Below are 26,903 nucleotides of genomic sequence, written 5' to 3'. Positions count from 1 at the left end.
TCGGTCACTAGATTTCGCCTGGGATTCCCCCGCCGCGTACGACGAGAATCGGCGCGGAACCGACCACAGGAAAGAGGTTGCCGACGCCGTGTGTGGACTGCTCGGATTTCTGACGTCTGACAAAGCAGCGCCCGACACGGTGGAGCAGGTGTACGACGCCCTGCACTGTGGCCGCCACCGGGGGCCGGACGAGCGCGGCACCTGGCATGACGAGCATGTGATCTTCGGCTTCAACCGCCTGTCGATCATCGATATCGAGCATTCGCATCAGCCGCTGCGCTGGGGCCCGGCCGATAACCCGCAACGTTATGCCCTCACCTTCAACGGTGAGATCTACAACTACCTGGAGCTGCGCGAGGAGTTGGCGCGCGAGTACGCCGCCGAGTTCCCCGACGGCGCCATGTTCACCACCGAGGGTGACAGCGAATCCATCGTCGCGGCCTTCCACTACTGGGGTCCGGACGCGGTGCGCCGTCTGCGGGGCATGTTCGCCTTCGCGATCTGGGATACCGAGACCGAGCAGCTGTTCCTGGCCCGCGACCCGTTCGGCATCAAACCGCTGTTCCTGGCGACGGGCCCCGGCGGCACCGCGTTCAGCAGTGAGAAGAAGAGCCTGCTGGAGCTGCTGCCTGCGATCGGTTCGGGTGATGAGCTGGACCCACGCGCGCTCGAGCACTACACGGTGCTGCAGTACGTGCCGGAGCCGGAGACGTTGCACGCCGCGATCCGCAGGCTCGAATCGGGCAGCTACGCGATGGTTCAGCCCGGCGAAGAGCCGAAGATCGTCCGGTACTTCGAGCCGCGGTTCCGGGTGAAGCCGTTCGCGGCGGGCTCGGAGCAGGCACGCTACCGCGAGATCGCCGCGGCGCTCGAGGACTCGGTGGCCAAGCACATGCGCGCCGATGTCACCGTCGGTTCCTTCCTGTCCGGTGGAATCGACTCCACCGCGATCGCCGCGCTGGCCATGCGGCACAACCCGAATCTGATCACCTTCACCACGGGTTTCGAGCGTGAGGGCTATTCGGAGGTCGATGTCGCCGCTGAGAGTGCCGCCGCTATCGGGGCCAGGCACATCGTGAAGGTGGTCTCCCCCGCCGAGTTCGCCGCGGCCATCCCCGAGATCGTCTGGTACCTCGACGATCCGGTCGCCGACCCAGCGCTGGTGCCGCTGTATTTCGTGGCCAAGGAAGCCCGTAAGCACGTCAAGGTTGTGCTGTCCGGTGAGGGCGCCGACGAGCTGTTCGGCGGGTACACCATCTACCGGGAGCCGTTGTCGCTGAAGCCGTTCGAGCGGCTGCCACAGGGGTTGCGCAGACTGGCGGGCAAGCTCTCGGATCGAATCCCGGACGGCACCCGCGGCAAGAGCCTGCTGCATCGCGGTTCGCTGACGCTCGAACAGCGCTACTACGGCAATGCCCGCAGCTTCAACGACGCCCAATTGCGTTCGGTGCTGCGCGATTTCCGGCCGGAATGGACCCATCAGGACGTCACCGCGCCGATCTACGCGAAGTCGCGCGGCTGGGATCCGGTAGCCCGGATGCAGCATCTGGATCTGTTCACCTGGCTGCGCGGCGACATCCTGGTCAAGGCCGACAAGATGACGATGGCGAACTCGCTGGAACTGCGTGTGCCGTTCCTGGATTCGGAGGTCTTCGCGGTCGCCGAGCGGATTCCCTTCGAGCAGAAGATCACCAAGGACACCACCAAGTACGCCCTGCGCCAGGCGTTGGAGGGCATTGTGCCCTCGCACGTACTGCACCGCGCCAAGCTGGGTTTCCCTGTCCCGCTGCGGCATTGGCTGCGTGGTACCGAACTCTACGACTGGGCGCAGCAGCAGATCGCCGACTCGCAGACCGACCATCTGCTGGACAAGGCCGCGATCACCAAGATGCTAGAGGCGCATCGGGCCGGCACCTCCGACCACAGCCGCAGGCTCTGGACGCTGCTGGTGTTCATGGTGTGGCACGGGATCTTCGTGGAGGACCGGATCAAGCCGGAGATCCAGGAACCGACGTACCCGGTGTCCCTCTAGTAGCCGACAGCCGACACGCGAGTGCCCCGCTCTGTTGGAGCGGGGCACTCGTTTGTCAGGAGCTCGGGCCGGATGGCGCCTCACTGCCGAAAGCGATGGGCGAGTTCGACGCCACCACCGCGCGGGCGCGGCACCGTGCGGGCGTGCTTCTAACTGGTACCGGTGCCCGCTCAGGCGAGAACCGGCGGCTCGGGCTCGCGGTGCGCCGGCGTACGCACGAGCGGAACCTCAGCGCAGCAGCGGCTCGAGTTCGGCGGCGGCTTCGGGACCGTAGGCCTGGGTGAGGCGCTTGAGGGCGTCGTCGGCGTCCAGGGTCCACTCCTGGGTGCCGACGGTTTCCAGCACCAGCACCGCTACCAGCGAGCCGAGCTGCGCGGCCCGTTCCAGGCTCAGGCCCGCGGTGTGACCGGTCAGGAAACCTGCGCGGAAGGCGTCACCGACGCCGGTCGGGTCGACCTTGGCGTTCTCCGGAACCACGCCGACGCGCACCTCGGTGCCGTCACGGTCGACCACGAGCACGCCGTTCTTACCGAGGGTGGTGACCCGGATGCCGACCCGCTTGGCCACTTCCTCCTCGGTCAGCCCGGACTTCTGCTTGAGCAGGCCCCACTCGTATTCGTTGGTGAACAGATAGGTGGCGCCGTCGATGAGCTGCACGGTCTGGTCGCCATCGAGGCGGGCCAGCTGCTGGGACGGATCGGCAGCGAACGGAATATCGAGCTCACGGCATTCGGCCGTGTGGCGCAGCATCGCCTCGGGGTCGTTGGCGCCGACCAGCACGAGATCGAGTTCGCGATCTTCGACCAGGCCCGCGATGGAGATATCGCGGGCCTCGCTCATCGCTCCCGGGTAGAACGAGGCTATCTGGGCCATGTCCTCGTCGGTGGTGCACACGAAACGCGCGGTATGCGCGGAATCGGAGATCCGCACGGCCGAGCAATCGACGCCGTGGTTTTCCAGCCACTGCCGGTAGTCGGCGAAATCGGCGCCGACGGCACCGAGCAGCAACGGGGTGCGGCCGAGCAGGCCCATGGCATAGGCGATGTTGCCACCGACGCCACCGCGACGGATCACCAGATCGTCGACGAGGAAGCTCAGCGAGACATGGTCGAGCTGATCGGCCAGCAGTACGTCGGCGAACCGCCCGGGAAAACGCATGAGATGGTCGGTCGCAATGGACGCGGATACGGCAATGGACACGTAGCTGAACCCCTCTGGAGAAGGCGGCAAAAGGCGAAGACCTGGACCGAGGTCCGGGTCTTCACCGTATCAACTACGTGTCCGTTGAAGGAACAACTGAGATCAGTTGAACGAATCGCCGCAGGCGCAGGAGCCGGTGGCGTTGGGGTTGTCGATGGTGAAACCCTGCTTTTCGATGGTGTCGACGAAGTCGATCGAGGCACCCTGCACGTACGGGGCGCTCATCCGGTCGACCGCGAGCTTGACGCCACCGAAGTCGACGGTCAGGTCGCCGTCGAGCGAACGGTCGTCGAAGAACAGCTGGTAGCGCAGGCCAGCACAGCCACCCGGCTGCACCGCGATCCGCAGCGCCAGGTCCTCACGGCCCTCCTGGTCCAGCAGCGCCTTCGCCTTCGCGGCGGCCGCGTCGGTGAGCGTCACACCGTGGACTTCGGTCTCGTTCTGCACTGTCATGAACTCTCCTAAGGACAGCTGTGGTCATCCCGTGAACAGCGCACGGCTCGTCGGGAGTCAACACCACCGGGCGGGCTGCTATTCCCATCTTGCCACCTTCCGCGCCTGCGATGGACGCGACCCTGGTGACTCCGCCCACCCGTGTGGGGCGGACCGCATTTCCGGCACCGGCATATATCGAATAGCCTGGTTGGTGTGAAATTGTTCCGCCGCGGCGACTCCAGCATCACCGACGAGCCCGCCGACCGCACGACCGCGGACGGCGATCCCGACGCGAGTTCCGCGCGGCAGGCGGCCACCGCCACCGCCGGTAAAGGCCGGCCGACGCCGAAACGTCGTGACGCCGAAGGCAAGCGGCGCGGTCCGGTCGCACCCGCTCCGCTCACCGCCAAAGAGGCTCGCGCCCGCCGCAAGGCCAACCGTGGCAACAAGGCCGACCGCAAGACGGCCGCTTCCGAGCGTCGCGCCGCCGCTCAGGACCGGCGTGCCCGCATGCTCGCGGGCGAGGACAAGTACCTGCTGCCCCGTGATCAGGGCCCGGTGCGCGCGTTCGTCCGTGACATCGTCGACGCCCGGCGCAACCTGGTCGGCCTGTTCATGCCGATGGCACTGGTGCTGATCCTATCGATGTTCGCCGCGCCAGCCATGCAGTCGGTGGTGACGTTGGCCATGCTGGTCATGATGCTGTTCATGGCCATCGAGGGCGTCATGCTCGGCCGCATCGTGAACCACCGGGTACGCGAGCGGTTCCCCGATTCCACCGACACCGGGTTCCGCCTGGGGTGGTACGCGTTCGTTCGCGCCTCGCAGATCCGCAAGATGCGGGCGCCGAAGCCGCGTGTCGGGCCCGGCGACGCGGTCTGAGCTCAGCGGTGCGGTGCGCGCGAACGCATCGCCGACAGTTCGGCGCGTGCCCGTTCTACGTCGCGATCGACAATGTCCGCCGAGCCCGCTCGACCGAATCCGAGCCAGCCGATCGCCGCTACGAACGCCGCCAGTGCCATGAGGGTTATCAGTAATCCAGCCATGGCAGTAATTGTTCTTTCGCCGATATACGGCCGAAAGTGGCAGCACTGACATAGTTCATCAATATTCAGCCAGATAGACTGGCGACATGTTGTCCAGGGTCGCCGTCGTGCTGTCCGAGCGGCTGGCAATGTTCGAGTTCGGCGTGGTGTGCGAGGTGTTCGGCCTCGACCGCACCGCCGACGGGCTGCCAGGCTTCGACTTCCGAGTATGCGGGGTCGAACCCGGCAAGCCGCTGCCCGCCACCTCCCCGGGCATCACCGTCACCCCCCAGTGCGGGCTCGACGAACTCGCTGCCGCGGATCTGGTCGCGATCCCCGCCTTCCCTGTGTCCACCGGTCACGATCCTGCCGTTGTCGACGCGGTGCGCGCGGCTTCCGACGCGGGCGCCATCGTGCTGACCGTCTGTTCCGGCGCCTTCCTTGCGGGCGCGGCAGGTTTGCTCGACGGACGCAAATGCACCACCCATTGGCGCTATGTGGACCAGTTGGCCGCACAATTCCCCGCGGCGACCGTCGACCCGGACGTGCTGTTCGTCGACGAAGGCGACCTCATCACCAGCGCGGGGACCGCCGCGGGCATCGACGCCTGCCTACATCTGGTGCGGCGCGAAATCGGCAGCGCCGCCGCCAACGGCATCGCCCGTCGCATGGTCGTCCCACCGCAGCGCGATGGCGGGCAGCGCCAGTTCATCGAACGCCCCGTCGCCGAATGCGGCTCCGACAGCCTCGGCACGACACTGCAATGGATGCAGGAGAACCTCGAACTCCCGCACACCGTGGAAGCCCTCGCCGCCCGCTCGATGATGTCGACCCGCACCTTCGCCCGCCACTTCGCCGCCGAGACCGGCACCACCCCGGTCAAATGGCTCACCACCCAGCGGGTCCTGCTCGCCGAGCACCTTCTGGAAGACACCGATCTCGGTCTGGAGCAGGTCGCCTCCCGCGCAGGCTTCGGCTCCGCGGCGCTGCTGAGGCACCACTTCCAGCGCGTAGTGGGTATCGCGCCGACCGAGTATCGACGCCGCTTCGGCCCAACAGCGCCGTAAGGACCGATCCGCCCTGGCCGAGCCGGGCGTGATCGCCATGACAGCCGGGTGCCAGCGGCACGAAACTGCGTAGACGGCGCCGTGACCGGCGGGTCAGCAGCGGTCAACGGGCTGTCGACGGCCGAGGACGGTGAGCGCGGCTACGCCGGATCCCCGGTTGATAGCGTGCACAGGTGCTGCAGCCTCGTTTGTCCACGTCCGTACGGCGCACGCTCGTGCTCGGCGGTGCGCGGTCGGGCAAGTCGGCATATGCGGAGTCGCTGGTTACCGGCGTGCCGGTGCGGTACATCGCCACCGCCATCCCGGACCCTGCTGATCTCGATTTCGCCGAGCGCATCGCCGGGCACCGCGACCGCAGGCCTGATGACTGGACGGTCGTCGAGAATGCCGATACCACAGCCGCTCTGGCCGACTCGTTCCCCGGCGCGACACTGATCGACGACATCGGCACCTGGCTGACCGCACGCATCGACACCCGCGCGGCCTGGGACTCCCCTCGCGGCACCATCACACCCGATGTCGATGCCCTCGTCGCAGCGGTCACCGCCTACGAACATCGCCTCGTCATCGTCAGCCCCGAAGTCGGCATGGGCATCATCCCCGCCACGCGCTCCGGCCGCCTGTTCCGCGACGAAATCGGCACCCTCAACCAGCGCCTCGCCCAGGCGTGCGACGAAGCGTTTCTCATCGTCGCAGGCCTGCCGCTCCGATTGGGCTGAGGGGCCGGGGCTCAGGCGGACGGACGTGACGCACGCACCTGAGCACCGCGTGCACATCGATGACCTGCCGGGCGCAGTACCAACGGACATGACCCGAACCAGGGGTTCCGGCAGTAGCCGCCGAAAACCAACGGATCATCTGCGGCAGGTCGCCCAGTACCTGGGCTGGCGTCAAGCCGGTCCGCTCGAATTGAAGGAGCTCGACGAGTTCCTGCTCACACGGGCAATGGGACACGATTCCCCGACCCTGTTGTTCCGCAGAGGTGAGTACACCGGCGATCAACCGTGCCAGCGGGCGCTGATAGGACGCGCCCACTACACGCACGAGCAGATCTGTGAGGTGCGCGTCGGGGCCAACGAGGATCTTGGGTTTGCCTGCGGCGGTGCCGTCGAGGATCGCCTGCGCTGCCCGGTCAGGGCTGGACCAGGCGATCTGGCCGAACAGTGCGGCGAGCTGGTGTAGCTGATGCTCGTAGCTGCCGGTCGAGTTGGCGGCGATGGCGGTTCGGACTCCGCTGGGATGGACGCAGTTGACGGTGACCCGGTGCCCGGCGACGAGCGTCTCTTGGCACGGCGATTCGGTGAAGCCGCGTACAGCGAATTTCGCTGCATTGTAGGCGCTTTGGCTGGGAACTGCGAACAGGCCGAAAATGCTGGAGATATTGGCGACGCGGCCGTGTCGTGAGGCGATGAGGTGTGGGAGAAAGACTTTGGTGCCATGCACGACTCCCCGGAAGTCGATGTCCACGACGCGGGAGATGTCATTGATGTCGCCGTTCTCGACGGTGCTGACGAACCCGACGCCGGCGTTGTTGAACAGGTCGTGCACCACACCGAAGCGGGTGATCACCGTGTCGGCGAAGGCGCACATCTGCTGGTACTCGGCGACATCGACGATCGCGGACTCGACATCGGTGCCGTGGGCACGGCAACGTACTGCGGTTTGCGCCAATCCCACGGCGTCGATATCGCACAGGGCCACTCGCGCCCCGCGCCGTGCGAGTTAGATCGCGAGACTGCGCCCCAGTCCGGAAGCCGCGCCGGTGACCACAGCTACCCGGCCGCGGTAGCGATCGGACATATATTGCCTCACAATCGGATTCGGTCGTACGGAGTACTCGGAGTCGACGTGGTCCGACGGGTCAGCGCGTGAGGCGATCGAGGTACGCGCGGCGCGAGTCGGCCTCGAAGCTTCCGGGGTCTGAGCCGACGAATCGGCGTTTGATCGCGTTGAGGGCCGTTTCCGGGATGCCCTGTTCGATCACACCCATGGGCGCGAGCCAACGTGGCAGGGTTACTTCGGCGCGCCGGTGGCGGACGGTGTCGACGATGGCTTGCCCGACCTGATCGGGTTCGAGGGTGGGTTGCAGGCTCAGGTTCACCCCGGAAGTGAGCTCGGTGTGTACTGCGGCGGGCATCACGGTGGTGATGCTGACGCCGGTACCGGCGAGTTCGGCTCGCACGGCCCGTGACAGGGCCGCGACAGCGAATTTGGAGGCGCAGTACATCGCGACGCCGGGCGTGGTGACCTTGGCGGCCATCGAGGCGACGTTGACGATATGTCCCCGCCCGCGGCTGACCATGCCCGGCAGCGCCAGACTCATGCCGTTCACCACACCGCCGACGTTGATCGCCAGTTCACGGTGGTGCCCGGCCAGGTCGAGTTCGAGGAATGGGCTCAGGCGCATGATGCCGGCGTTGTTGACCAGCACCTCGACCGGGCCACTCCGGCCCGCGAGGTCAAGGAACTCGGTGAAGCTGACCGGGTCGGTGACGTCCAATGACGCGGCGTGGCAGCCGGTTTCCGTGGCGGCTTCGCGGGCGGCGTCGAGGTCGATGTCGCCGATCCAGACCTGGGCGCCGCGGGCGGCGAGGGCCGCGGCGGTGGCGCGCCCGATTCCGCGTCCGCCACCGGTCACGCAGGCGACGGCGCCGTCGAGGCGGATCACAGCTGCACCTCGTGCTGCGGGGTGCGCATCGCGAAGTACCCGATGACGCGGGGTTCACCGCTGCGCAGTGTCAGCAGCGCGCGGCCGAGGCACACTCCGGGGACGAGTTCGACGATTTCGTCGCGGACGCGATCCATGGGAAAGAGCGGTCCGATCGGGTTGCCGAGTTCGGGGGCGGTGTAGGTGACGGCGACGACCTGGTTGAACGGCGCGATCGCGGCGAGTTCGGTGCGGTGCTCGAAGCGGACTCCGTTGAATACCGCACCTGATCGCTGCCAGGCCCGGTACCGGGGCAACAGGGCGCGCAGGGCCAGGTAGGCGTTGCGGTTCATGCGGTTGTGACCGATTCCGGTCTCGGCGTTGAAGCTCTTGCCGACCCAGCCCGGCTCCACGGCGAGTACCGGGTTGGCCAGGGCCGCGATGGACAGGCCGAATAATTTGCCGGCGACGATGCCGTCGTAGTCCCCATCCAGATTCGGCACGGCGCCCCGGGAGAACAGTGCGGAGAGCAAGTCCCGATCGTTCTCGTCGGAGGCGGTGCGCAGATAGCTCCAGCAGGCGTGGGCGGCGCGTGCGGGAGCGGTATCGGCGAGCTCACGCAATTCGGCGAGCAGCGGGGTGGCCGTGGTGGCCGGTGGAGCGGTGGTGGACATGTGTTTCCTTTCGGGAGGGCACGGTTCAGGCGGCAGCGGTCGGTGAGGCCGGTTGTGCGTGTTCGCGCACGAACCGGGTGATCACCGCGACCGCTTCCGCACTCTCGGGCAGGTAGGGGAAGATCACGGGGAAAGCGTGGATCTGGCCGTGCCATATGTGCAGCTCGCAGGGGACATTCACGGTTGCTAGCCGCTTGGCCATAGCCCGAGAATCCAGGTACAGGAATTCGTCGTCGCAGGCCAGCAGCAACGTCGGCGGCAGCACGGCGAGGTTGCCGTTGATCGGGGACAGGGCCGGATCGACGCGCCCGTCACGGGTGCAGCCCAGCTCGGCGATCCGGGTGAATGCCGCTGTGGGCAGGTACGTCTCGGTGGCGGCGTTACGGTGCGCGAGTTTGTCGGTCAGGTCCAGGTCGAGCCAGGGGCTGATCGCTACCACCGCGGCGGGTACGGGCAGACCCGCCTCGTCCGCGCTCAGCGCTGTGTTCACCACGAGCAATCCACCCGCTGAGTCGCCGGCGAAAACCACCGATTCAGGTACGGCGCCGCGCTCGAGGAGCCACCGGTAGGCGGTCAGGCAGTCACGCACCGATTCGGGCACACCGGCCGCAGGCAGGTAGCGGTAGCGGACCTGAACCACGGGGAGACCGCTCTGCGCGGACAACAGTGCGGCGAGTCGGCGATGGGTGTGAAATCCGCCGGCGACGAAGCCGCCACCGTGGAAGTAGAGGATCGCGCCGCGTTCGAAACCCGGCGAGACATCGGCGCCTCGGACGATTTCGCATCGAACGTGCCCGGCCGAGATCGCCTCGACGCGGACCGGGTGGCGCACGGGCAGTAGCCGGGCACCGAGTTCGATCAGATGAGCGGCACGAAACACAGGCGGACCGATTGGCAGTTGCCGCAGCGCCGGGCGGACCAGTTCACGCACCAGATGGGTGGCCAGGCGGGACTGGGGGCTGGGGTGCTGCCGCTGACCGGCACCGGTGTGGTGATGCGGCAGGTGGATGGTGTTCATCCGAATCGCCTTTCTGGCTGTTTCGAGTGGCCGCGTGCGGGGGTGATCGCCGCGATGCGAGACCGACTCGATGATGAATCGTATGATTCATGTTGAATCACATGATGTCAATAGGAGGCCGACAGCCGTCCGACACCCGAGCATGATGAGAGGATCTGCCCCATGGACTCTCCGAAGAAGTGGCGTGGACAGACACTCGCGGACCGTTCGCTGGATCGGCGCGAGCAGATGCTCGATGCCGGCGAGGAACTTCTGGGCACCGGCGGTGCGGCAGCGGTGACCATGCGCGCGGTGATCAGGCAGGTCAATCTGAGCCCACGCTATTTCTACGAAACCTTCACCTCGCGTGAGGATCTCGTGGTCGCCGTCTACGACCGGGTCGAACTCGAACTGTTCGATCGCATGCGCCCGGTGCGCATCGACACCGGCCTGCGGGCTGCGATCAGGTCGATCTTCGAGATCTGCGCGCGGTACTTCGAAGAGGATCCACGCCGGGCGCGAATCCTGTTGCGCGAACCCCTCGCGGACGAGACCCTGCGCCGCCACGGTTCGGATCGAGCCCCGGCGTTCCTGCGCATGCTCGTCCCCATTCTGGGAGCCGAGGCCGATGCGGTCGTGCCGACGAGCGATGAGGATCTCGCGCTCGTGGCGACGGCGCTGAGCGGGGCGCTGATCTCGCTCTACCTCGACTGGATCGACGGACGGCTGGTGGTCGATCGTGACCGGCTCGCCGACACCGCCGTCGAGGTGGTCTTCGCCATGCTCGAGGTGACCCAACGACGAGCATGACCGCATGACCCTTGACACCGACGACGCAAAGTTGAATCATCCGTTTCAAGTTGAAACAGTCGATACTTCTTCGCCGTCGATCAAAAGGACCTCCGCAGATGACCCCCGATACCGCCCCCACCGCCACCCGCGCGGGCTCGAACCGCCCGGACCGGCACATTGTCGTCATAGGAGCCGGGCTCTCCGGCATCGGAATGGCAATCACACTGCGCCGCAACGGATTCACTGACTTCGTTGTGCTCGAACGCGGAAACGACGTCGGTGGAGTGTGGCGCGACAACATCTATCCCGGTGTCGGGGCCGATGTGCCCTCGTTCAGCTATCAGTTCTCCTTCGAGAAGAACCCTCGCTGGTCACGGCTGTTCCCCAAAGGCTGGGAGATCAAGCAGTACATCGACCACTGCGTCGCGAAATACGGCATCGCTCCCCACCTCGAACTCGGTACCGAAGTTCTCGAACGACGCTGGTCCGAGGACGAGCGGCTCTGGTACCTGCGCACCAACCACGGAGAGATCACCGCGCGCTTCGTCATCGGCGCTCTCGGGCCGTTCGTCAACGCCCGAACCCCCACCATCGCCGGACTCGACGACTTCACCGGCACGGTCATGCAGTCCCAGCACTGGGACTACGACTGCGACCTGGACGGTCGCCGGGTCGCGGTCATCGGCACCGGCGCCAGCGCGGTCCAATTGGTACCCGCGGTCGCCCAACGCGCCCAGCATCTGACCGTGTTCCAGCGCCGCCCGATCCATGTGCTGCCCAAGCTCGACGTGCCCATCCCGGCACCGATGCAGCGCGCCATCGAGGCAGTCCCCGGCGCGCAAAGCGCACTCCGGCTCGTCTTCACCGCACAGGTCGAAGTTCTCCTGGTAGCCGTAGCCGCCTACGGCAAGTCGGTCACACCGCTGGCGCGTGGGCTCGCCGCCACCAGCCGCGCCCTGCTCTTCGCTCAGGTCCGTGATTCGGGGCTGCGTGAGAAGCTCACTCCCGATTACGATTTCGGCTGCAAGCGACCCAGTGTCTCCAATGCCTGGTATCGCACGTTCGCCCGCGACAACGTCAGCCTCGTCACCGACCCCATCGACCGGATCACCCCCACCGGCATCCGCACCTCCGACGGCACCGAGCACGAAATCGACATCCTGGTACTGGCCACCGGATTCCACTTCGCCCACGAGCCGATCAACTACCGCCGCGCGCCGATCTCCACCAGTGACGGGTTCGATCTCGCGGACTTCTACGAGCACGAACCGCTGCAATCCTACGAAGGCGTCAGCCTGCCCCAGCTGCCCAACGCCTTCACCTTGTTCGGCCCCTACTCATGGTCGGGTAGCTCCTACCACCTGATGGTTGAAAATCAGGCCAACCACATCGTCCGAGTGCTCACCGAAGCAGAACGCCGTAGCGCCGACCGAGTCGCGGTACGCGCCGAAGCCAACGCCCGCTTCCTGAGCTTCGTACGCAACCGCGCACAGAACTCACTACTCGCGGTGAGCAATTGCGACTCAGCCAACAGCTACTACTTCGACCACCACGGCGACTTCAGCTCACTGCGCCCCACCACCGGCCTCCAAGCGTGGTGGACCAGCCGAACCTTCCCACTAGACGACTACCGCTATGCGTGAAAGTTCGACATGGCACGAAGGCGCTGCCTCGGCCGGGAGTCGACCGACACTGCGAACGGTCGGCCCCGACTAATAGACCAGGAGAAGTGCGACGCATCGACCTCTGGGAGGTCGATAGAGAAACATCCGTGCGTATTCGGCCGTTGTTCCCAAAGCCTTGTTGCGACAGATAACGGCCTACTATCCGGGGCAACATCGGATTCGGCCAGCGGCGAACCCATCGCGCCGGATACACGAAGCACCCCCGTTATCCGGGGCAAGGACAGCGGGTGGTGGCGATGGCGGGCACGGTGACCCGGATCCGGGCGATGCCACCCCGCACAGTGCGGTCGGCAGCCGAGGCCTTCGTCGACACGATCAGATCCCCGAACACCCGCCGCGCTTACACCATCGCGATCGTGAAGACCGCCGACCAGATCGACGGCCGCGGCCCGACGGCTCTCGCGTGGACCGGACGCTCGCATCGGTGACCGACACCGAGGTCGGTGATGCGCCGGAAGCCTTGCGGGGTGAGTCGGCGGTGAATACCTGGAACGCGCGCCGGGCCGCGGTCGGTAGATGGTTGAGCTGGTGTCGTGAACAAGGCTGGAACGCACCACAAGTCCCGGCGTCGGCGGCCCGGTCCACCCCGCCGGACTCCGACACCCCGGTCCGGTCGCGCACCGCGATCGACCGGCTGATCTCCCGCCGCGATATCCACCTCCGGGAGAAGACGCTGTGGCGGCATGCGCCGCTACTTCAAACCCTCACCCCAAGCGATGCGCGACCTCACCAGCTCATCGGCCCGGGTGCCGACCGCCGCTGAACAGCCACTACGCCATATCCGTTGGCTTTCGGCGGTTACTACCGGAACCCCAACCAGGCTCACCGCAGCAGCTCGACGCTGCATCCAACGATCCACGCTGCCCAACCGAGCCAGCCGATCAAGCCGACCGGGCCGAGGCGGTTGGTGCTATCGACGTTGAACGGCGCGGCCGAAGATGACACGAAGAATATTGCCGCGCTGACGTATCCGAGCCAGGTCAACCATGCGGGCAAAATTCCGGTCCCGGAGCCTGCGATGCTGAATCCCAGCAGCGCTGTCGCCAGGAAGACCTGGTTGAAGCCGAACAGCACAGTGGTGGGCCCCCACAGTCCGGCATCCGCACCGCGCGAATCGGCAGCACCCGCAGCCATGCCGAATCGCAGCGCCTCCACGACCACGAACGTCGCGTTCTGCATCAGTACGCCCGCGAACCCCATGAGCGCCCATGCCGTCTGCCCGTCGTCGCCGCGCCACAGCAGGCCTGCGGCGAAGACGGTGGTGCACAGCCAGGTCGCCGGCGCGATCCGTACCGAGCCCGAACTCGCCGACGTCTACGACCGCGCGCGGAAGCTCGGCGACCGCACGCGCACCGAGGTGTTCGCGTCCTGGCCCGACGGCACCCTCCGGGCCGGTCTCGATATCGCGACCGCCACCGACATCTACGCCGCGATGTGCACCATCGACGTCTACACGACTTTCACCGTCGAGCGCGGCTGGCCGCCGGAGCGAGTGGAACGCTGGTGGGGCGAGGCGCTGGCCCGCGAACTGCTCGCGCGCTGAGACATCGGCATCTGCGGCGGGTGGTGGGCGGCAGATGATCACCGCCGGGCAAGATGGTGCGCAGGTGATGGATGCCCGACCGGAGGAGCTCGGCACAGTGACAGACGGATTCGAAGCGGTTGCGGCGCCGGACGCGCAGGTTCGGGCGGCGGCGCAGCTGCGGCAGACCCGGCTGACCAAACCCGGTGGCGCGTTGGGGCGGCTGGAAACCCTGGGCAACTGGGTCGCCGCCTGTCAGGGTGTATGCCCGCCGAAGCAGTTCGAGCGGGCGCGAGTGGTGGTGTTCGCCGGCGATCACGGCGTGGCCAGGCACGGAGTGTCGGCCTATCCGAGTGAGGTGACCGCGCAAATGGTCGCCAATTTCCTCGGCGGCGGGGCCGCGGTGAACGCGGTGGCGCGGGTCGCGGACGCGACCGTCCGGGTGGTCGATATTGCGGTGGACGCCGATACCGATCCGGGTATCTCGCGGCACAAGGTGCGCCGGTCCAGCGGTTCCATCGACCGTGAGGACGCACTCACCGCCGATGAGGTCGCCGCCGCGCTTGCCGCCGGCCGTGCCATCGCCGACGAGGAGATCGATGCGGGCGCCGACCTGCTCATTGCCGGCGATATGGGCATCGGCAACACCACGCCTGCCACGGTGCTGATCGCCACCCTCACCACTACCGAACCGGTCGCGGCGGTCGGCCGTGGCACCGGTGTCGACGATGCGGGCTGGATCCGCAAGGTCGCCGCCATCCGCGATGCCATGCGCCGTGCCCGCCCGGTCGCCAAGGAGCCCGTGGATCTGTTGCGCGTCGCCGCGGGCGCCGACATCGCCGCCATGGCAGGCTTCCTCGCCCAGGCCGCTATCCGCCGCACCCCGGTCATCCTGGACGGGCTCGTCGTCACCGCGGCCGCCCTCGTCGCCGAGGACCTCGCCGCAGGCGCCCGCGACTGGTGGCTGGCAGGCCACCGCTCCACCGAACCGGCCCACACACTGGCCCTGACCAACCTGCGCCTGGATCCGCTGATCGATCTCGAGATGCGCCTGGGCGAAGGCTCCGGCGCCCTCACCGCCCTCCCGATCCTGCGGGCGGCTGTCGCCACCCTCACGGAGATGGCCACCTTCGATGAAGCCGGCGTCAGCACGGCGGACGCTACGCCCACCATCGACCTGCACAAATGATGGCCCAGCCGCGCCGTCACTGGCCGCCTCGATGCGCTCCTACTGCGTACGGCGTGGCTATCGGCCGGGCCGCACGGACATCGAGGGAGCCGACCCCGTGATCGGGCCGAGGCTCGCCTTCTCCTGGCTGACAGTTCTCCCGGTGCGCGGGCCCGACACCGTGGACCGCGATCGCGCATCGATCGCCATTGCCTGGGCGCCGGTGGTCGGCGTGGTCCTCGGCCTCCTCGCCTGCGGTGCGCTGTGGCTGCTCACCCTCGCAGGCGCGAGCAGCGCGGTCGCTGGTGTGGTTGCCGTCGGCGTAGTGGCACTGGCGACCCGCGGCATGCATCTGGACGGGCTTGCCGACACTGTCGACGGGCTCGGCAGCTACGGTCCGCCGGAGCGGGCGCGGGAGATCATGAAGAGCGGCGGAGCGGGGCCGTTCGGGGTGGCGGCGATCGTGTTCGCCGTTGGGGTGCAAGCCTTCTCATTGGCCGCACTGGCCGACGCAGACCGTTGGTTCGCGGTAGTGCTTGCCGTCGCGGTCGCGCGGGTCGCGGTGGTTGCGGCGTGTCGGCGCGGCATCGACGCAGCTCCGGGCACGGGCTTCGGCGCGCTCGTCGCGGGCACACAGTCGACCATCACGGTGGGCGTGTGGGGGCTGGTCGCGATCGCTTCGGCATTCTTCGCGGTTCCGGAGCACCGCTGGCTCGGGCCGATCGTGGTCGTATTCGCCGCAGCCGTATCGGTGATCATGACGAGGCACTGTGTCCGCCGTTTCGGAGGGCTGTCCGGCGACGTCCTCGGCGCTGTCATCGAGACGACCACAGCCCTGACGGCCCTCGGCTTCTCATTGGGCTACTGACCTTCCCAGCCACTCCCACCCGTCCCACCTGCGCGAATCGCGCCAACCAAGATCAGGCCGCGTCAATTCGACCGACTGGCCCCACACCGCCCGCACTCGGGTCCCGTCGTCGCCGAGACGACCGGCGATGAATTCCGCTCAGTACCACAGGTATCGCGTCCCCACCGGCCGCTTCTGGATGTGGCCATCGCCCTGTGTCAGGTCCGTCAGGAGTTCGGCCGCGAGCTGCCCGGTGTCGAGATCCGTTTCGCGTTCGGCTCGTTCGGTCAGGTAGACGGCGGTGGGGGTGCGGTCGTCGGCATACTGTGCGTCATCGACGATTTCGACGAGCAGTTGGGCGCGCACGTCGGCGTCGGGGTCGTCGGCGGCACGCCGGAACATGAGCGCCGACACGTCGGCGATATCGGCGTGCACGGCGAGCCGCTCCCATGCCGCGCCGCGCACGATTTCGTCCGAGTCGGCGACGGCACGGTCGCACAGGATCTCGATATCGCGCAGCAATTCGGCACCGCGGACCAGTTCCGTATCGTCGGCCTCCTCGCCCCACCAACCGAGCCCTTGTACGGCGCAAGCCCTGACATAACCGGACGGATCGCTGCTCGCCAGGCGCCGCATCACCGCTTTCGTGTCACCGTGGTCGCCCAACCCGAGGCGGGTGATCACGCTTCGGCGTACCGATTCGTCGGGATGCCGCTCGGCGATGTCCCCCAGCAGCGCGCGGACGTCGGAAACATCGACGAATTCTTTGATCAGCATCAGAGCGAAACGCCGACTCTCGTCGAACGGGTCGACGGCGATGTACTCCCGCAACCAGGTGATCGCTTCAGGATGGTCGGGCCACGCCCGTGACCCGTCGCGCCTACCGGCCACCATCGCCCGCAACGCCGCCGCACGCACCCGAGGCTCCTCCTCCACGACGATCAGCTCGTACAGCGCCGGGATCGTCACGGCCCGGCCTGCACACCGGTGCTCGTACAAGACATCCATGGCGGCCGCCCGGACGATCGGCGCTGGGTCCACCAGGGCACTGTGCACGAGCTCGGCCGCTTCCGGATCTGCGGTGGGATCCAGGATCCGCAGTGCCGCACACCGCACCTCAGGAGAGTTGTCGCCGGCCAGGCAGTCTCGAACCACGCCACGCGAGGCCGCGTATCGCAGCCCAAGGCCACCGAGTTCCCGCAGCGCCGTCTCCCGCACACTCGGGTGATCGTCGGTAGCGATCACCTCGTGCAGTGCGGTGAGTACATCGTCATGGTCTTCCCACACCGCACACAGCGTCGTCAGCGCCTGGCCGCGAGCATCCGCATCGGGCGAGTTCAGGCGCTCGAGCGTCCAGGATCTGGCCGCGCCCGGCCGAATCCGGTCGAGCCATACCCCGGCATGTCGCAGGACCGAGCGTTCCGGATCGGTGGTTATCACTCGTCGCAGCGTCTCGCAGGTCCGATCGTCCGGCCACCGGGTTGCCAGCAGCGTGACCACGCCCTTGCGGTTACGGGCCGAACCATCGACGTGGACGAGGTCGTGCAGCAACGATCGGGTTTCCGGATCGTCGGGCCATCGGTCCGCTAGCGTCTTGATCAGATTGCCGCGTATGACATCGTGAGGTTCCTCCACCGCGGCTCGCCGATACGAGGCCGCTTCTGCTCCGCGTTGCACACCGGGATCGTAGCCACGGCCCATGACAGAAACCGGTCCGAGCGCCGCACTCGCCCGTTGTGACCGACGCGCCCACCGGCCGCCCGCCAACGCACCGCTCGATGACCGTCCCAGTCAGCTCGACCGTCCCCACCTGCGCTGATCGCGCCAACCAAGATCAGGCCGCGTCAATTCGACCGACTGACCCCACACCGCCCGTACCCATGGCCCTAAGGTGACGGGTATGTCAGCCGAGCGCCTGTATTTTCGTCAGCTGTTGTCCGGGCGGGATTTCGCCGTTGGTGACCCCATCGCGACACAGATGCGCAACTTCGCCTACCTGATCGGCGACCGGGATTCCGGTGAGTGTGTGGTGGTCGATCCGGCGTATGCCGCGGGTGAGCTGGCCGATATCGCCGAGAACGACGGGCTGCGGCTGACCGGCGTGCTCGCCACCCACCATCACCCCGACCATGTCGGTGGCACCATGCTCGGCTTCACTCTGCGCGGGGTGCGGGAGTTACTCGAAAAGACCAGCGTCGCAGTGCATGTCAATCATGAGGAACTATCCTGGGTCGCCAACGTCACCGGCATCGCGCCCAGCGAGTTGACCGGCCACGACCACGGCGACAAGGTCTCGGTCGGCGCGTTCGACATCGAGTTGCTGCACACCCCCGGCCACACCCCCGGCAGTCAGTGCTTCCTGTTCGACAACCGCCTCATCGCAGGCGACACCCTGTTCGTCGACGGGTGCGGCCGCACCGACTTCCCTGGTGGCGACTCCGAGGCCATGTTCCGCAGCCTGCGCTACCTGTCCGAACTGGACGGCAACCCGACGGTCTACCCCGGCCACTGGTACAGCCAGGACCCGAACGCCGCCCTGGACGATATCCGCACCAATAATTACGTGCTGCGCCCGACGTCGCTGGCCGAATGGCAGGCGCTCATGCCCGGCTGACCGGCCCGAAACAGCTATCCGGCCGGTGCCGGGCACAGTCCCGCGGCCGGATATCTGGGAACCGTCACAGACGGCGCATCCACTGGTGGATATCGGCGAAGGTGCCGCGCTGGATTCCGGTGAGGGTCTCGCGCAGCGCCATGGTCACCTCGCCGGGCTCACCGCCGCCGATGGCGAACTCCTCGTCTCCGGAGCGCACCCAGCCGACGGGGGTGATGACGGCGGCGGTGCCGCAGGCGAACACCTCGGTGATCTCACCGGACTCGGCGCCCTTACGCCATTCCTCCACCGAGATCTTGCGCTCTTCGACCTGGTAGCCGGAGTCGGCGGCCAGGGTGAGCAGCGAGTCACGAGTGATACCCGGCAGCAGTGAACCGGACAGTTCCGGGGTGACCAGGCGGGCGTCGGAGCCGGATCCGAAGACGAAGAACAGGTTGTTGGTGCCCATCTCCTCGACGTAGCGGCGCTCACAGGCGTCCAGCCACACCACTTGGTCGCAGCCCTTCTCGGTGGCCTCGGCCTGGGCCAGCAGCGAGGCCGCGTAGTTGCCCGCCACCTTCGCCTCGCCGGTGCCGCCGGGGGCGGCGCGCACGTATTCGGTGGACAGCCACACCCGCACCGGCTTCACACCGCGCGGGAAGTAGGCGCCGGCAGGCGAGCCGAGCAGCAGGTACTTGTAGGCCGAGGCGGGCTTCACGCCGAGACCGGACTCGGTGGCGAACATGAACGGCCGCAGATACAGCGACTCCTCGCCGCCTGCCGCGGGCACCCAGCGCTCGTCGACCTCGAGCAACTGACGGACCGACTCGATGAACAGCTCCTCCGGCAGTTCCGCCATCGCCATCCGGCGCGAGGACTTGCGGAAGCGGGTGGCGTTGGCGTCGATCCGGAAACAGGAGACGCCGCCGTCGGGCTGACGGTAGGCCTTCAATCCTTCGAAGATGGCCTGACCGTAGTGGAACACCATGGTCGCCGGGTCCATCGCGAGCGGACCGTAGGGCTCAACGCGAGCGTTGGACCATCCATCGGCGTCGGTGTAGTCGATGGAGACCATGTGGTCGGTGAAGTAGCGGCCGAAGCCCGGCGCCGTCAGAATCTCCCGTACCCGCTGCTCCGGAAGGGGCGCCGGATGCGGAATACGGGTGAACTGTGCGGCAGCGGTCATGGCGCCGATCTTATCGGGCGAGGTTTCGCCGCTTTTCGGCGCGTTTGGCTTCTGGACTACTTGGCCTTGACTTCGACGAACGGCGGACGAACCACCTCGCACCGCAGCCTGCGCCCGCGCACATCCACCTCGACCTGGGCACCCGGCTCCAGCGCGGCTTCGGTCTCGAGCAGCGCGAGCGCGATCCCGACCTTCAGCGACGGCGAGAAGGTTCCCGAGGTGGTCTCCCCCACGGCCTTGTCCCCGAGCAGCACCTGCTGGCCCTGCCGCAGCACACCACGATCGAGTGCTTTCAGCCCCAACAGGATTCGCCGCGGCCCGGCCGCCTTCTCCTGCTCGAGCACCGCCTTGCCCCAGAACTGCGGCTTCTTCCACCCGACCGCCCAGCCGACGCGCGCCTGCACCGGTGTGATCTCCGTGGACAGTTCGTGACCGTGCAGCGGATAACCCATCTCGGTGCGCAGGGTGTCACGTGCGCCGAGCCCGGCGACCTGACCGCCGGCGGCCTGCACCTCGCGAACCAGTGCACCGAAAAGCGTCGCGGCGTCGTCCCAGCGTGGCAGCAGTTCGTAGCCGTGTTCGCCGGTGTAGCCGGTCCGGCACACACGCACCGGGCGCCCGTCCCATTCGGCGTCGGCGTAGGCCATGTACTCGAGTTCGGTCGGCAGGCCGAGCGCGGTGAGCACCTCGGTGGAGTTCGGGCCCTGCACCGCGAACACCGCATAGTCACGGTGCTCATCGGTCACGGTGATGCCCTCGGGGGCCACCTTCCGCATTTCGGCGACCACCGTCGCGGTGTTGGCGGCATTGGGGACGAGGAAGATTTCGTCATCACTGACGTAGTAGGCGATCAGATCGTCGATGACGCCGCCGTCCTCGGTGCAGCACAGTGTGTACTGCGCCTTACCCGGACGGATCCGCCCCAGATCGTTGGTCAGCGTCGCGTTCACGAATTCGGCGGCACCGGGCCCACGCACCGTCGCCTTGCCGAGGTGGCTCACATCGAACAGCCCGACCGCGGTCCGCACGGCCTGATGTTCGGCCACGGTGCCCGCATACGACACCGGCATCTCCCATCCGCCGAACGGCGCGAAACTAGCACCGAGTTCGACGTGGAGATCATGGATCGGGCCTTGCAGCAGGTCAGCGTCGCTCACCCGGCGAGCTTAACCCGCCACGGGGGGCTCGCCGACCCGCCACGTCCGGGGCTGCCGATCAGGGACGGAACCACATCGGTCGCAAGGTCGGCCCGTTCTCCGGCAGCGCATGGGTCTTACCGGTCCCCTCGAACCCATGCCGCGCGTACAGCCGCGACGAGCGTTCGGTGCTGGCCTCGAGGAAGGCCGGGACCTGCTCGTGGGTGTACACCTTCAGCCGATCGGCGAGGATCGCGGCGCCCGCACCCTTGCCGCGGTGTTCGGGAACGGTGACGATCACCTGGAGGTACTTGTGCGGAAACTCGCGCGGATGCTCTTCGGCCAGCAGCGCTGTCAGCACTGTCAGCCGGCGCATCACGCTCAGGTCCGGCACCTGTTCTCGCAACGCTCGCGTCTCCTCGGCCTCGATCACGAACCGTTCCACCGACGTGATGTGCTGCCAGATCGACACCGCCCAGATCTCCTCGCCGACCCCGGCGATCCAGATCTCGTCCTCTTTCAGTCCGCGATCGATGATCATCGGGACGTGTTGGTCACGGAACGGCTCGATCGGTTGTCCTTCGAGAATCCATGCGGTCACCACCTCGTCCGTGCACTGGCCGAACGCTTCGATCACCGCATCCCGGTCCGCCTCTGTCGCGCGCCGCACCGTCAACGTCTCGCCCATAACCGTCGTCCTCCCAGGGTGAACAGTGTCTGATGACAGCCAACGTAAAGCGGCGACAATGGCATTGCCATAATTTCGTCACACTGCTTAGTGTGTCGAAATGACGGCAACGACTACCGGCGCCGGCCGCACGGCGAACGGCCCGGATTCGACACCAACACGAGCCGGGCGCAGGGTCTCCGAAGGCGGACGGGCGGAACGAGCGCATTCGGCCACCGGACAGACCGACGACGCAGAGCCGGTCCCCCGACGGACCCGCCACGCAAACCTGGTCCCCGCCCCTACCGACGACACGGACTCGGCCCGCGAACAGACCGATCGCAGGGTCGCGGGCGCATGCGCGTTCTGCCGGCAACCACTTGCCCACCCTGCCCGCGGCCGACGACGCCGCTACTGCTCCCGGTCATGCCAAGCCCGCGCCTACCGAGCCCGCCGCGATGCCCTCACACCCACGCACCGCACCGCACCCGCCCGCCGCCCCACCGGCGGCCAGCTCACCGCCGTCGGCATCGCCCGCACCGCCGTCGACCTGGCCGATCGCCTCGGCATCGACGGCCTGTCCACCCGGCGGCTGGCCGGCGAACTCGGTGTCGCCACCGCCGCCCTGTATCGGCACTACCCCGACCGGGAAGCTCTACTGGCCGCCATGGCCGAACTAGCGCTTGCCGAGGTGCCGCCACCACCACCGGAGCTGACCGGCTGGCGTGAGCGGGTAGCTTACGAAGCACGCCAGGAATGGCAGCTCTACCAGCGTCATCCGTGGGTGCTACCGGTGCTGGCCCGCACCAGGCCACCGATCGGGCCCGCGTTGTTCGACATCTTGGAGCGCATCTTCAGCGCCTTGGACCAGCCCGGTATGACCGCGCGCGACATCCTGTCGACCTATCTCGCGGTCTCCGGTCTGGTCCAGGGCATGGGACTGCTATGGAGCGCCGAACACGTCGAAAGGGCGCTCGATCCGGACACCCACACCGGCGAGCAGGTGCACGCCGAGCTCGCCGAACTACTCGACCCGACCTCACGTCCGGTGATGGACAAGCTGTTCGGCGCGAGCGGTCCACCCGATATCGATTTCGACGGAGTCCTCGACGCCGGCGTCGAATTGCTCCTCGACGGTGTTGCCGCCCGCTTCGCCCGACTCTCCTGACACTGGCCACTGTCCGCGCGCAGGACCGCATCGCGAGTTCGGCCGAGGTAGCGATCGGCAATCGGTACCTCGCGGCTAGCCTGAGCCCATGACCGCTGTCGCTGATCGCCCACTGGGCCCCGAACTCCACCGCACCGAAGCCATCGGCCCCGACACCGACGTGCTCGTCATCGGACTGACCTCCTCCGAGGACGGCCCGGCGATCGTGCCCGAGGACCTGTTCGCTGATGTGCTCGACGCCGAGGTGCGCGCGGAACTGCTGGATCAGCTCGGTGCCGTCGGCGCGAAGGGCAAGGCCGAGGAGCTGACCAGGATCCCGGCACCGGCCGCGCTCGACAACGTCACCAGCGTGCTCGCCGTCGGTCTCGGCAGCGCCGACAAGCTCGACGCCGAGCAGATCCGCCGCTCCGCGGGTGTCGCCGCGCGTTCACTGTCGGGTACCGAGCTGGTGTCGACCACGCTGTCGGGCCTCGACGTCGCCGCCGCGGCGGAAGGCTTCTATCTGGGCGCGTACTCCTTCACCCCGTTCCGGTCGAGCAAGTCGGCGCCCAAGGCCGACGAGCGTCCGGTGGTGCGGATCGAATTGCTGGTTCCCGAGCCGAGTTTCGGCATCATGGAGCTGCTGCGGGCACAGCTGGTGGCCGAGGCCGTCGCCACCGCACGCGATTTCGTCAACACCCCACCAAGCCACCTCTACCCCGCCGAGTTCGCCTCGCGTGCCAAGGCATTGGCCGAGGCTGCCGGGCTCGAGGTCGAGGTGCTGGACGAGAATGCCTTGGAGGCAGGCGGTTACGGCGGCATCATCGGAGTCGGCAAGGGTTCCTCGCGCCCGCCGCGGTTGGTGCGTCTCACCTATGCGGGCGGCCCGAAGAAGGTCGCGTTGGTCGGTAAGGGCATCACCTTCGACACCGGCGGCATCTCCATCAAGCCCGCGGCGAACATGGAGAACATGACCTCGGATATGGCCGGCGCCGCCGCGGTCGTCGCGACCGCGTTGCTCGCCGCGCGGCTGAGCCTGCCGATCACCGTCACCGCGACCGTGCCGATGGCCGAGAACATGCCCTCGGCCACCGCGCAACGTCCCGGCGATGTGCTCACCCAGTACGGCGGCACCACCGTCGAGGTGATCAACACCGACGCCGAAGGTCGGCTCATCCTGGCCGACGCCATTGTCCGCGCCGGCGAAGACGAGCCCGACTACCTCATCGACGTCGCCACCCTGACCGGCGCGCAGATGGTCGCACTCGGCACCCGCACGCCCGGCGTGATGGGCACCGAAGACTTCCGAGACCGCGTCGCCCGCATCTCGCGCGAGGTCGGCGAGAACGGCTGGGCCATGCCGTTGCCCGCCGAACTGCGCGCCGATCTCAACTCCAAGATCGCCGATCTGGCCAACGTCACCCCGCATCGGTGGGGCGGGATGCTCGCGGCCGGGCTGTACCTGAAGGAGTTCGTGCCGGAGGGCGTGCAGTGGGCGCACGTCGATATCGCGGGTCCGTCGTACAACACCGGCGGGCCGTTCGGCTACATCGGCAAGGGCGGCACCGGCGTCCCGGTCCGCACCCTTATCGCGGTGTTGGAGGACATCGCCGCGGAGTAGCGGGCGATCCCGCGGTGCGCTGTCCGGACGCGGGGGCGGTTCGGCAGGCGCACGCTTCGCCCACCTCTGAGCGACAATCCCGTGTGTTGACGCTCAGAGGTTGGGCGAACAGTACTGCGGTGAGCTCATCGTTTAGGCGCATCTGTCCGGGACGGCCCCGCAATCCGATCGTCATCGGCGCGACACCACGGCGACCGGGTCTCCTACAGGTCTTCGAGATCGCGTTCGATCTGACGCTGACGTTCGATCCTGCGGCGCGCGTCGTAATCGCGCATGCGCTGCGGATAGCCGGTCTTGTGCACGTCATAGACGGGGATGTTCAGGTCGCGGGCCAAGTTCCGGGCGCCGCGCTCACCGATGACCCGCCGCGTCCATTCACCGTCGGCGGCCACCAGCACTGCGGTCACATCCGTCAGCGTCGTCTTCGGTTCGATGAAGCCCTCCACGCCGGTGTGCATGCGCACCCACTCTGCGAGATAGCGAGCATCATTTCCGTACCCGCGAGTAGTTTTGACCTGCTTGCGCGCACCCCTGCGGAAACGATCGAGCAAACCCACGCGCGCTGACCTCCTCGTCCCCCGCCGGACCAGTCTTTGTTACCGGTAAGTCCATAGTGCCAGTTCCCGTCAGAGGGACGCCCTCTGCCGCGTCGCGAGGCCATAAGTGCAAGGATGGTTCCCGGTACAAGAACCACACGGATCCCCGGAGCCATGCACCGATCGGCCGTGCGGCACACAATGCCTGTGTCACGCACAATGATCGGTGGCCCGGTAGCCCACCACGACCCGCGGTGAGCTACCACCGGGGAACGAACTGTTGTAGACCCGTCGAGCAGTCAGAGGAGTCAACTGACATGGCCTTCTCCGTCCAGATGCCCGCTCTTGGTGAGAGCGTCACCGAGGGAACGGTGACCAGGTGGCTGAAGCAGGAAGGAGACACGGTCGAGGTCGACGAGCCGCTGCTCGAAGTCTCCACCGATAAGGTCGACACCGAGATCCCGTCCCCCACGGCGGGTGTGCTGTCGAAGATCGTCGCCCAGGAAGACGATGTCGTCGAGGTCGGTGGCGAGCTCGGCATCATCAGTGACGCGGGCGAAGCCGCCGCCCCCGCGCCGGCCGAGGCCCCCGAGCCCGCCGCCGCGCCCGAGCCGGAACCCGCTCCCGCGCCGGCGCCTGCCGCGCAGGCTCCCGCGCCCGCCGAGCCCGCCCCCGCGGCACCGGCCGAGGCCGCGTCCGGAACCCCGGTCAACATGCCGGAGCTGGGCGAATCGGTCACCGAGGGCACCGTCACTCGCTGGCTGAAGGCCGTCGGTGACGACGTCGCCGTCGACGAGCCGCTGCTCGAGGTGTCCACCGACAAGGTCGACACCGAGATCCCGTCCCCGGTCGCGGGCACGCTGCTGGAGATCACCGCGCAGGAGGACGACACCGTCTCCGTCGGTGGGCAGCTCGGCGTCATCGGCAGCGGTTCGCCCGCCGCCGCGCCCGCACCGGCACCGGCCGCCGCGTCCACCAGCAACGGCGCCACGCCATACGTCACCCCGCTGGTGCGCAAGCTGGCCGACGAGAACGGCGTCGACCTGTCCGCCCTCACCGGTTCCGGTGTCGGCGGCCGCATCCGCAAGCAGGACGTTCTCGCCGCCGCGGAGGCCAAGAAGGCTCCGGCCCCGGCCGCTGCCCCCGCCAAGGCCGCTCCGGCCGCGAAGGCACCCGCCGCCGCCAAGCCGGAACTGGCGCATCTGCGTGGCACCACGCAGAAGGCCAACCGCATCCGCCAGATCACCGCGACCAAGACACGGGAATCGCTGCAGACCACCGCGCAGCTGACCCAGGTCCACGAGGCCGACGTCACCAAGATCGCGGCGCTGCGGGCACAGGCCAAGGCCAGCTTCAAGGAGCGTGAGGGCGTCAACCTGACGTTCCTGCCGTTCTTCGCCAAGGCCGTCGTCGAGGCGCTCGGTGTGCACCCGAACGTCAACGCCAGCTACAACGAGGGCTCCAAGGAGATCACCTACCACGCCGCGGTGCACCTCGGTATCGCCGTGGACACCGAGCAGGGCCTGCTCTCCCCGGTGATCCACAACGCCAGTGACCTGTCGCTGGCCGGGCTGGCGCGCGCCATCGCCGATATCGCCGATCGCGCTCGCAACGGTGGACTCAAGCCCGATGAGCTGGCCGGCGGCACCTTCACCATCACCAACATCGGCAGCCAGGGCGCGTTGTTCGACACCCCGATCCTGGTTCCGCCGCAGGCGGGCATGCTCGGCACGGGTGCGATCGTCAAGCGTCCGGTCGTGGTCGTCGACGAGACCGGTAACGAGTCGATCGGCGTGCGGTCCATGTGCTACCTGCCGCTGACCTACGATCACCGCCTCGTCGACGGTGCCGACGCTGGTCGTTTCCTCACCACGATCCGGCATCGGCTCGAAGAGGCGGCGTTCGAGGCTGACCTCGGCCTGTAAC

27 protein-coding genes and 2 pseudogenes are annotated in these 26,903 nt (G+C 67.5%); 16 read left to right on the top strand and 13 right to left on the bottom strand.

Translation table 11 applies throughout. The annotated features are described in order from the left end of the window. The first annotated feature begins 88 nt into the window (after positions 1-88). The gene (asnB, locus tag GV792_RS17560) at positions 89-2,032 is read left to right on the top strand and encodes an asparagine synthase (glutamine-hydrolyzing) (protein WP_163825210.1); all 1,944 of its coding nucleotides are present in this window, start codon (positions 89-91) and stop codon (positions 2,030-2,032) included. 228 nt (positions 2,033-2,260) lie between these two features. Here the strand turns inward: asnB and GV792_RS17555 are convergent, their stop codons facing one another. After that, on the bottom strand, positions 2,261-3,232 hold the full coding sequence (locus GV792_RS17555; protein WP_163825209.1) for a carbohydrate kinase family protein: 972 nt from the start codon (positions 3,230-3,232) through the stop codon (positions 2,261-2,263). Between the two features lie 102 nt (positions 3,233-3,334). Next, a complete protein-coding gene (locus tag GV792_RS17550; protein WP_163825208.1) occupies positions 3,335-3,685 on the bottom strand; it encodes a HesB/IscA family protein in 351 nt (116 codons plus the stop codon). 195 nt (positions 3,686-3,880) lie between these two features. On the opposite strand from GV792_RS17550, the gene GV792_RS17545 reads away from it, so the two are divergent. Then, positions 3,881-4,549, top strand: a complete 669-nt coding sequence (locus GV792_RS17545; RefSeq protein ID WP_163825207.1) for a DUF3043 domain-containing protein — start codon at positions 3,881-3,883, stop codon at positions 4,547-4,549. Positions 4,550-4,551: 2 nt separating this feature from the next. On the opposite strand, the gene GV792_RS17540 is transcribed toward GV792_RS17545, so the two are convergent. Then, positions 4,552-4,713 carry a hypothetical protein gene (locus tag GV792_RS17540; RefSeq protein WP_163825206.1) on the bottom strand — a complete coding sequence of 54 codons (162 nt, stop codon included), beginning with the start codon at positions 4,711-4,713 and terminating at the stop codon, positions 4,552-4,554. Between the two features lie 86 nt (positions 4,714-4,799). Here GV792_RS17540 and GV792_RS17535 point away from each other — a divergent pair, with 86 nt between their 5' ends. The 3 genes and pseudogenes from GV792_RS17535 to GV792_RS30360 all read left to right on the top strand — a co-directional run. Then, on the top strand, positions 4,800-5,759 hold the full coding sequence (locus GV792_RS17535) for a helix-turn-helix domain-containing protein (RefSeq protein ID WP_163825205.1): 960 nt from the start codon (positions 4,800-4,802) through the stop codon (positions 5,757-5,759). Between the two features lie 173 nt (positions 5,760-5,932). Then, positions 5,933-6,478, top strand: a complete 546-nt coding sequence (locus tag GV792_RS17530; RefSeq protein WP_309139122.1) for a bifunctional adenosylcobinamide kinase/adenosylcobinamide-phosphate guanylyltransferase — start codon at positions 5,933-5,935, stop codon at positions 6,476-6,478. 130 nt (positions 6,479-6,608) lie between these two features. Beyond that, positions 6,609-6,737 (top strand): annotated as a pseudogene (locus GV792_RS30360) (DUF4158 domain-containing protein); the annotation flags it as partial. A 15-nt stretch (positions 6,738-6,752) separates the two neighbouring features. Here GV792_RS30360 and GV792_RS17520 read toward each other — a convergent pair. The 4 genes and pseudogenes from GV792_RS17520 to GV792_RS17505 all read right to left on the bottom strand — a co-directional run. Then, positions 6,753-7,559: pseudogene (locus GV792_RS17520) on the bottom strand (SDR family NAD(P)-dependent oxidoreductase); the annotation flags it as partial. A 61-nt stretch (positions 7,560-7,620) separates the two neighbouring features. Beyond that, entirely contained in the window at positions 7,621-8,427 is an 807-nt protein-coding gene (locus GV792_RS17515; protein WP_163825204.1) for an SDR family oxidoreductase, read from the bottom strand. Next, entirely contained in the window at positions 8,424-9,080 is a 657-nt protein-coding gene (locus GV792_RS17510) for a hypothetical protein (RefSeq protein WP_163825203.1), read from the bottom strand. The genes GV792_RS17515 and GV792_RS17510 overlap by 4 nt, the downstream gene beginning before the upstream one ends. Before the next feature lie 25 nt (positions 9,081-9,105). Then, on the bottom strand, positions 9,106-10,098 hold the full coding sequence (locus GV792_RS17505) for an alpha/beta hydrolase (RefSeq protein ID WP_163825202.1): 993 nt from the start codon (positions 10,096-10,098) through the stop codon (positions 9,106-9,108). 162 nt (positions 10,099-10,260) lie between these two features. On the opposite strand from GV792_RS17505, the gene GV792_RS17500 reads away from it, so the two are divergent. The 4 genes from GV792_RS17500 to GV792_RS29090 all read left to right on the top strand — a co-directional run bounded on the left by GV792_RS17500 (position 10,261) and on the right by GV792_RS29090 (position 13,317). Continuing rightward, complete coding sequence (locus tag GV792_RS17500) at positions 10,261-10,887, top strand: TetR/AcrR family transcriptional regulator (protein WP_163825201.1); 627 nt, start codon at positions 10,261-10,263, stop codon at positions 10,885-10,887. A 98-nt stretch (positions 10,888-10,985) separates the two neighbouring features. After that, positions 10,986-12,512 (top strand): flavin-containing monooxygenase, encoded by a 1,527-nt coding sequence (locus GV792_RS17495; RefSeq protein WP_163825200.1) that lies wholly within the window; start codon positions 10,986-10,988, stop codon positions 12,510-12,512. A 269-nt stretch (positions 12,513-12,781) separates the two neighbouring features. Then, positions 12,782-12,982 (top strand): hypothetical protein, encoded by a 201-nt coding sequence (locus GV792_RS29095; RefSeq protein ID WP_175584487.1) that lies wholly within the window; start codon positions 12,782-12,784, stop codon positions 12,980-12,982. Continuing rightward, positions 12,979-13,317: a hypothetical protein gene (locus tag GV792_RS29090; RefSeq protein WP_175584486.1), complete on the top strand. Its 339-nt coding sequence runs from the start codon at positions 12,979-12,981 to the stop codon at positions 13,315-13,317. Before GV792_RS29095 ends, GV792_RS29090 begins: the two co-directional genes overlap by 4 nt. 59 nt (positions 13,318-13,376) lie before the next feature. Here the strand turns inward: GV792_RS29090 and GV792_RS17485 are convergent, their stop codons facing one another. Next, entirely contained in the window at positions 13,377-13,733 is a 357-nt protein-coding gene (locus tag GV792_RS17485; RefSeq protein WP_163825199.1) for a hypothetical protein, read from the bottom strand. Positions 13,734-13,752: 19 nt separating this feature from the next. Between GV792_RS17485 and GV792_RS17480 the strand changes: the two genes are divergently transcribed. The 3 genes from GV792_RS17480 (at position 13,753) to GV792_RS17470 (ending at position 16,112) form a co-directional block, all read left to right on the top strand. Then, a complete protein-coding gene (locus tag GV792_RS17480) occupies positions 13,753-14,097 on the top strand; it encodes a hypothetical protein (protein ID WP_175584485.1) in 345 nt (114 codons plus the stop codon). A gap of 67 nt (positions 14,098-14,164) precedes the next feature. Then, positions 14,165-15,265: a nicotinate-nucleotide--dimethylbenzimidazole phosphoribosyltransferase gene (gene cobT, locus GV792_RS17475; RefSeq protein WP_163825283.1), complete on the top strand. Its 1,101-nt coding sequence runs from the start codon at positions 14,165-14,167 to the stop codon at positions 15,263-15,265. Positions 15,266-15,362: 97 nt separating this feature from the next. Next, a complete protein-coding gene (locus tag GV792_RS17470; RefSeq protein WP_163825198.1) occupies positions 15,363-16,112 on the top strand; it encodes an adenosylcobinamide-GDP ribazoletransferase in 750 nt (249 codons plus the stop codon). Between the two features lie 138 nt (positions 16,113-16,250). On the opposite strand, the gene GV792_RS17465 is transcribed toward GV792_RS17470, so the two are convergent. Beyond that, positions 16,251-17,768 (bottom strand): HEAT repeat domain-containing protein, encoded by a 1,518-nt coding sequence (locus tag GV792_RS17465; protein ID WP_163825197.1) that lies wholly within the window; start codon positions 17,766-17,768, stop codon positions 16,251-16,253. A gap of 223 nt (positions 17,769-17,991) precedes the next feature. On the opposite strand from GV792_RS17465, the gene GV792_RS17460 reads away from it, so the two are divergent. Further along, complete coding sequence (locus GV792_RS17460; RefSeq protein WP_163825196.1) at positions 17,992-18,705, top strand: MBL fold metallo-hydrolase; 714 nt, start codon at positions 17,992-17,994, stop codon at positions 18,703-18,705. A gap of 64 nt (positions 18,706-18,769) precedes the next feature. Here GV792_RS17460 and GV792_RS17455 read toward each other — a convergent pair whose 3' ends face one another. From GV792_RS17455 to GV792_RS17445, 3 genes are read right to left on the bottom strand one after another with little or no spacing between them, the layout of a single operon-like run. Then, positions 18,770-19,870: a branched-chain amino acid aminotransferase gene (locus GV792_RS17455; RefSeq protein ID WP_163825195.1), complete on the bottom strand. Its 1,101-nt coding sequence runs from the start codon at positions 19,868-19,870 to the stop codon at positions 18,770-18,772. A gap of 56 nt (positions 19,871-19,926) precedes the next feature. Next, positions 19,927-21,027 (bottom strand): glycine cleavage system aminomethyltransferase GcvT, encoded by a 1,101-nt coding sequence (gene gcvT / locus GV792_RS17450; protein ID WP_163825194.1) that lies wholly within the window; start codon positions 21,025-21,027, stop codon positions 19,927-19,929. A gap of 58 nt (positions 21,028-21,085) precedes the next feature. Beyond that, on the bottom strand, positions 21,086-21,694 hold the full coding sequence (locus GV792_RS17445) for a GNAT family N-acetyltransferase (protein WP_163825193.1): 609 nt from the start codon (positions 21,692-21,694) through the stop codon (positions 21,086-21,088). A 100-nt stretch (positions 21,695-21,794) separates the two neighbouring features. Here GV792_RS17445 and GV792_RS17440 point away from each other — a divergent pair, with 100 nt between their 5' ends. Together GV792_RS17440 and GV792_RS17435 are read left to right on the top strand one after the other, a co-directional pair. Next, positions 21,795-22,841: a TetR/AcrR family transcriptional regulator C-terminal domain-containing protein gene (locus GV792_RS17440; RefSeq protein ID WP_256668486.1), complete on the top strand. Its 1,047-nt coding sequence runs from the start codon at positions 21,795-21,797 to the stop codon at positions 22,839-22,841. An 88-nt stretch (positions 22,842-22,929) separates the two neighbouring features. Then, the gene (locus GV792_RS17435; RefSeq protein WP_163825192.1) at positions 22,930-24,441 is read left to right on the top strand and encodes a leucyl aminopeptidase; all 1,512 of its coding nucleotides are present in this window, start codon (positions 22,930-22,932) and stop codon (positions 24,439-24,441) included. A gap of 203 nt (positions 24,442-24,644) precedes the next feature. Here the strand turns inward: GV792_RS17435 and GV792_RS17430 are convergent, their stop codons facing one another. Next, positions 24,645-24,998, bottom strand: coding sequence for an oxidoreductase (locus GV792_RS17430; RefSeq protein ID WP_163825191.1), 354 nt, complete (start codon positions 24,996-24,998; stop codon positions 24,645-24,647). Positions 24,999-25,294: 296 nt separating this feature from the next. Here GV792_RS17430 and sucB point away from each other — a divergent pair, with 296 nt between their 5' ends. Further along, positions 25,295-26,902: a 2-oxoglutarate dehydrogenase, E2 component, dihydrolipoamide succinyltransferase gene (gene sucB, locus GV792_RS17425; RefSeq protein ID WP_163825190.1), complete on the top strand. Its 1,608-nt coding sequence runs from the start codon at positions 25,295-25,297 to the stop codon at positions 26,900-26,902. Position 26,903 lies beyond the last annotated feature (1 nt).

The organism is Nocardia cyriacigeorgica (assembly GCF_010868145.1).
Taxonomy (GTDB): domain Bacteria; phylum Actinomycetota; class Actinomycetes; order Mycobacteriales; family Mycobacteriaceae; genus Nocardia; species Nocardia cyriacigeorgica_D.
This window is presented reverse-complemented; position numbering and strand designations above follow the sequence as displayed.